We start from the raw sequence: 5,273 nt of genomic DNA, 5'->3' as shown, positions 1-5,273 counted from the left end.
GTGCACGAATCGGCGGTACTCGCTCCGATCTTGGTCCGGCAGGAGAGGACGGGGCCTCCGGGCCAGGACGAGCACCGCCCCGTCGACGGTCGGTTCCGGACGGAAGGCCCGGCGGGAGACGCGGCGGTGCAGGGTGAAGTCGATCCACGGCCACCACTGGGCGGTCATCATGGTCGCTCCCCCGACCCCGGCGCGCCGCCGCGCGGCCTCCCACTGGACCAGCAGGACCGCGGTCGTCGTCGAGGTGGAGTGGAGCAGCTTTCGGAGGATCTCGGTGGTGAGGTGGAAGGGGAGATTGCCCACCACCACATGCGGCGTGGCGGGCAGCGGCCACCGCACGATATCCGCGTGGACCAGATCCACGCCGGCGGTGAGCGCACGCCGGAGGTGTTCGACCCTTCGGGCGTCGATCTCCACCGCGGTCAACGGGCGCCCCAGTGTCTGCAACGGTCTGGTCAGCGCACCCCGGCCGGGCCCGATCTCGATGATCGGCCCCGAGGTGTCGTCGACGATGTCGATGATCGCGTCGACGACGGTGGTGTCGGTGAGGAAGTTCTGGCCGTGCTCGTGTCGGCCGCCCCGATAGGTGGGCATGTGTGGACGCTCCGGAAAGAGGAAGTGCCCGGGCATGCGAGAGCGCCGCCCGGCTGGACCGCGGAGCGGCGGAAGCGTCCTACAGGAGGGGATCCGCCGCTAGATGCGACGGTCCCGGATCACTGCGGCGAAGCACGTCATGTCTGGGAGTGTAGCCGACCACCCGCGCTCGCCGTTCGAAACTGTACCAACCGTACGGTACAGTTTAGGGATGCACTCCGCGCCCTCGTCGACGACACCGGACACCTCCCTGCCTCCGTGGCAGCGCTGGACCGTCCTGGGCGTCGTCTCCTCGTCTCTGCTGCTGATCGCCCTGGACAACACGATCCTCTACACGGCGCTGCCGACGTTGACCAGAGAGCTGGGGGCGAGCAGCTCTCAACAGTTGTGGATGATCAACGCGTACCCGTTGTTGATGGCCGGGCTCCTGCTGGGCTCGGGTGCCCTGGGGGACCGCGTGGGACACAAGCGCATCTTCCAGGTGGGCCTTCTCGTCTTCGGCGCCGCCTCACTCGTGGCGGCCTTCGCGCCGACGGCGTGGACGCTGATCGCCGCCCGCGCCCTCCTGGGCGTGGGTGCGGCGGCCATGATGCCGGCGACCCTCGCGCTCATCCGCCTCAGCTTCTCCCACGAGCGCGAGCGCAATCTCGCCATCGGCGTCTGGGCGGCGATCGCGACCGTGGGCATGGCCCTGGGACCCATCGTGTCCGGTGTGTTGCTCGAGCACTTCTGGTGGGGGTCGGTATTCCTCCTCAACGTCCCCATCGTCCTGCTCGCCAGCGCGGTCATGCTCGTCGTCGGGCCACCCAACATCACCAACCCCGCCCGGCGCTGGGACGCCCTCTCCTCGGCTCAGGCCCTGGTCGGCATGGCCGCGGCGGTGCTGGCCGTCAAGACCTGGGCCGAGGCGGATGCGGACCGGACACTGGCGGCAGCGGCCACGGTGGTCGCCGTCGTCACCCTCACCGTCTTCGCCCGGCGCCAACGGCGACTGGCGACTCACACCGAGCCCCTGGTGGACTTCTCGATCTTCCGCAACCGCGGTTTCAGCGGAGGCGTGGTGGCCGCGGGGGTCAGTGTGTTCGCCATCGTCGGACTGCAACTGGTCATCACCCAGCGCTACCAGCTGGTCGAGGGGTTCAGCCCCCTCCAGAGCGGTCTCGTGGTGAGCGTGCTCGCGGTCGCCTCGCTCCCCTTCGCCCTGTTCGGCGGCGCCGTGCTGCACCGCGTCGGTCTGCTGGTGCTCATCGGCGGGGGGATCGCCGCGGCGGCCGTGGGATCGGTCATCACCGTCCTCGCGGCTGCACAGGACTCGTTGGCGTTGCTGGTGGTCGGGATGGTCGTCATCGGCGCCGGGCTCGGTGCCTCGATGTCGGTGGCGTCGACAGCCATCATGGGCAACGTTCCCCCGCGCCGCGCGGGCATGGCCGCCTCCCTGGAGGAGGTGTCCTACGAGTTCGGCGGGCTAGTCGGCGTGGCCACCATGGGCTCGCTGCTGACCCTGGTCTACGCGAGGGCGATCGAGCTGCCGGCAGGGTCCCAGGGCTGGGGGGACCTGCCGCCCGCCGCGGCGTTGGCATCCCGGGACGCGCAGGTCGTGGCGGCGGCCGGCGAGTCGTTCGACGCGGCGTTCCTGTCCGTGCTGACGGCGGTGGCGGCCGTGATGGTGATCGGCGCCGTGGCGTCGGCGGTGCTGCTGCGGAACTACACCCCGGGCACGCCCTCGCAGCTCTACCCGAACAATCACTGAACAGGCCCACTACAGCCCCCGACCACCCACACACCACGATCCGGGAGCAGGTCCCATGCGACAGTCCAAACGCGACACCATCCTCGAGGCGGCCAAGCGCCTCATCCAGCGCGACGGCGTCACCGCCCTGACTTTCGAGTCCCTCGCGGCGGAATCCGGCCTCACCAAGGGGGGCCTGCTCTATCACTTCCCCTCGCGCGACGACCTCCTCCGGGGACTGCACGCCCACGTGGCCGGGCGGTGGGAACAGTGCATGGAGTCCGAGGCGGGAGGGCCGGCCGCAGAGGTCGACGACGACGCCCGGTTCGCCGCCTTCGTCCGCGCCTCGCAGTTCCCCGACCGCGCGGAACTCTTACTGATGTTGGAGGCGGTGGAGAATCCCGCCACCAACGCGATCTGGGAGCGCGTCTACAGCCGGTGGGTCCCGGACGCCCCCGCGGCCGTGGACGACGACGTGATGACCTTCATCGCCCGGCTCGCCGCGGACGGGCTGTGGCTGTACGAATCGCTGGAAACGCAGAAGCTCGACCCGGCGGTACGCGCGCGGGTCGTCGAGGAGATCATCAGACTGGCGGGGTGAGGCCTGTCACGGATCGATCGCAGACGCCTCTCCCCGATCGTCGATGCGCCGATCGCCGCCGCCCCGGCGGCTCGCCGTCGGACAGTGCCGCCAGCGGTCGTCAGCGGTCGTCAGGGTTCGTCGGCGGTGCCGAGTTCCCTGGTCGACACGAAGGTCATCAGATCCAGAAGACGCGCGGTGAGCGCGACGCCGTCGGGCGTCAACGAGTACTCGACGTGCGGCGGTACGACCGGCCTCGCCTCCCGGTGGACATAACCGTCGGCCTCGAGGGCGCGGAGGGTCTGGGACAGCATCTTGTCCGTGATCCCGGAGGCGCGGTGGCGCAGTTCGTTCCACCGCAGTGGCTCGTCGTCGGACAATGCCGCCAGCAGCAGTGGCGCCCATCTGCTGGTCACCCGGCTCAGTGCTGCCCGGGTCGGGCAGTTCTCGGTGTAGACGCCCTCGCCGAAGGCCGACGCCAGTCTGACCGGCCCCTGACTCACTTTCATGCCAGTACCTTACTTGAAAGTGGGTACCCGACTTCGGAAACAGTATGGCGTCGGGGTCGGTTGTCAGTGGGTGTCAGCTCGTTGACGCCCACCGGGTCACGGACCGAAGCCCCGTGCCCAGAACCCCAGGAGAAGACCCATGACCTACCTCGTGACCGGCGCCGCCGGGAAGCTCGGAGCCCTCGTCGTCGACGCGCTGCTCGACCGGGGCGTGACACCCGGCGACGTCGTCGCCACCGCCCGCGACACCGACCGGCTGAGTGCCGTCGCAGCCCGTGGCGTGGTGACCCGCCGCCTCGACTACGACGACCCGACCTCGGTGGACGCCGCACTGGAGGGTGTCGACCGGGTGCTCCTGGTGTCGTCCAGCATGGTCGGCCAGCGGACCGCCCAGCATCGCACCGTGATCGAGGCCGCGGCCCGGCACGACGTCGAGTTGCTGGCGTACACCAGCATCCTCCGTGCCGACTCCAGCTCGCTGAGTCTCGCGACAGAGCACCTGCAGACCGAGCGCATCCTCGCGGACGCGGGAGTGCCCCACGTCCTGCTGCGCAACGGCTGGTACCTCGAGAACTACACCGACCAGGCCCGCACCCAGGTGGAACAGGGCGTGTTCGGCGCCGCCGGATCGGGACGGATCAGCGCCGCGGCCCGGGCCGACTACGCTGAGGCCGCCGCGGTCGCCCTGCTCGCCGACGACAGCGCGGGCACGGTCTACGAGCTCGCGGGCGACTCCGCCTTCACGATGGCCGACTACGCCGCGGCCCTGTCCGAGCGGGCCGGGCGGGATGTGACCTACACCGATCTGCCCCGGGACGAGTACACGGCCCTTCTGGTCTCCGCCGGCGTGCCCGCCCCGTTCGCGGAGATTCTCGCCGATACCGATCGGGGCGTCTCGGCCGGCGAGCTCTTCGACGATTCCCGCACCCTCAGCACCCTCCTCGGCCGGCCCACCACGACACTCGTCGAGGCCGTCGAGGCGGCGCTGGCCTGACCGCGCGGTCGCCTGTGCCCCGGGGCTGAGGGTATGACCTACCCGGCGGTCGGCTCGAACAGTTGCTGCCCGATATAGGTCTGCCCGTCCCTCAGCCCCGGGGGGATCGCGAACACGGAGCTCGTCAGATGCTGCAGGTACTCGGTGAGCAGGTCGAACTGCATGCGCGCGAGGAGCGGGGTGAAGTGTCGACGCGGGTCGCGGACGAAGGCGATGAAGAACAGCCCGGCGTCGAGGCGACCCAACTCGTCGGAGCCGTCGGTGTAGTTGTAACCGCGCCGGAGCATGTGCACTCCCGCGTTCCGGGTGGGGTGCATCAGCGCCACGTGGCTGGCCTCGGGGATGGCGGGTGAGCCGCCCGCCGAGCGCGCGGTGAAGTCGGGGGCGCTGGACTCGTCCCCTCCGGACAACGGCGCCCCGGAGATCTTGTCCCTGCCCACTGCGTTCTCCTGGTCGCGCAGGGGGAGTTCGTCCCACACCTCCATGGTCATGCGGATCTTGCGGGCGCAGAGGTAGGTCCCGCCGGCCATCCAGTCCGCGGCGTCGTCGTCCTGCCCCACCCAGACGAAATCGCGCAGCAGTGCGTCCTGGTCCCCGCGCAGCGACGCGGTCCCGTCCTTGAAGCCGAAGAGGTTCCGCGGCGTTGCCTGGCCCGCCCCGGTGGACGAGGTCCGCCCGTATCCGAGCTGGGTCCACCGGACGGTGGCCCAGCCGAACGCGATCCGGGTGAGGTTGTGGATCGCGTGCAGCGCCACGAGCGGGTCCTCGGCGCAGGCCTGCACCACGAGGTCGCCCCCGCTGCGGGCGGCATCGATCTTCTCGGCCGCCATGCGCGGGATGTCCTCGGCCAGCGGCGCGGGTAGCCGG

6 protein-coding genes are annotated in these 5,273 nt (G+C 70.3%); 3 read left to right on the top strand and 3 right to left on the bottom strand.

The window, feature by feature from the left end:
- On the bottom strand, positions 1 to 594 hold a 594-nt coding region (gene erm, locus G6026_RS14480; RefSeq protein WP_241728100.1), incomplete at its 3' end, for a 23S ribosomal RNA methyltransferase Erm.
- A 211-nt stretch (positions 595 to 805) separates the two neighbouring features.
- On the opposite strand from erm, the gene G6026_RS14475 reads away from it, so the two are divergent.
- Positions 806 to 2,344, top strand: coding sequence for an MFS transporter (locus G6026_RS14475; protein WP_107757765.1), 1,539 nt, complete (start codon positions 806 to 808; stop codon positions 2,342 to 2,344).
- A 55-nt stretch (positions 2,345 to 2,399) separates the two neighbouring features.
- Positions 2,400 to 2,924 (top strand): TetR/AcrR family transcriptional regulator, encoded by a 525-nt coding sequence (locus G6026_RS14470; RefSeq protein WP_182613592.1) that lies wholly within the window; start codon positions 2,400 to 2,402, stop codon positions 2,922 to 2,924.
- 110 nt (positions 2,925 to 3,034) lie between these two features.
- On the opposite strand, the gene G6026_RS14465 is transcribed toward G6026_RS14470, so the two are convergent.
- Positions 3,035 to 3,412, bottom strand: a complete 378-nt coding sequence (locus G6026_RS14465) for a helix-turn-helix domain-containing protein (RefSeq protein ID WP_182613591.1) — start codon at positions 3,410 to 3,412, stop codon at positions 3,035 to 3,037.
- Between the two features lie 139 nt (positions 3,413 to 3,551).
- Here G6026_RS14465 and G6026_RS14460 point away from each other — a divergent pair, with 139 nt between their 5' ends.
- Positions 3,552 to 4,406, top strand: coding sequence for an NAD(P)H-binding protein (locus G6026_RS14460; protein WP_182613590.1), 855 nt, complete (start codon positions 3,552 to 3,554; stop codon positions 4,404 to 4,406).
- A 38-nt stretch (positions 4,407 to 4,444) separates the two neighbouring features.
- Here the strand turns inward: G6026_RS14460 and G6026_RS14455 are convergent.
- The coding region (locus tag G6026_RS14455) for a Dyp-type peroxidase (protein WP_182613589.1) at positions 4,445 to 5,273 on the bottom strand (829 nt) is incomplete at its 5' end.

Origin of the sequence: Dietzia sp. DQ11-38-2 (assembly GCF_014145055.1) — a bacterium.
GTDB lineage: Bacteria > Actinomycetota > Actinomycetes > Mycobacteriales > Mycobacteriaceae > Dietzia.
This window is presented reverse-complemented; position numbering and strand designations above follow the sequence as displayed.

Bases quoted from the DNA above. Each gene is read 5' to 3' on its own strand.
- G6026_RS14475 (WP_107757765.1), top strand. From the start codon at position 806: ATGCACTCCGCGCCCTCGTCGACGACACCGGACACCTCCCTGCCTCCG.
- G6026_RS14470 (WP_182613592.1), top strand. From the start codon at position 2,400: ATGCGACAGTCCAAACGCGACACCATCCTCGAGGCGGCCAAGCGCCTC.
- G6026_RS14465 (WP_182613591.1), bottom strand. From the start codon at position 3,412: ATGAAAGTGAGTCAGGGGCCGGTCAGACTGGCGTCGGCCTTCGGCGAG.
- G6026_RS14460 (WP_182613590.1), top strand. From the start codon at position 3,552: ATGACCTACCTCGTGACCGGCGCCGCCGGGAAGCTCGGAGCCCTCGTC.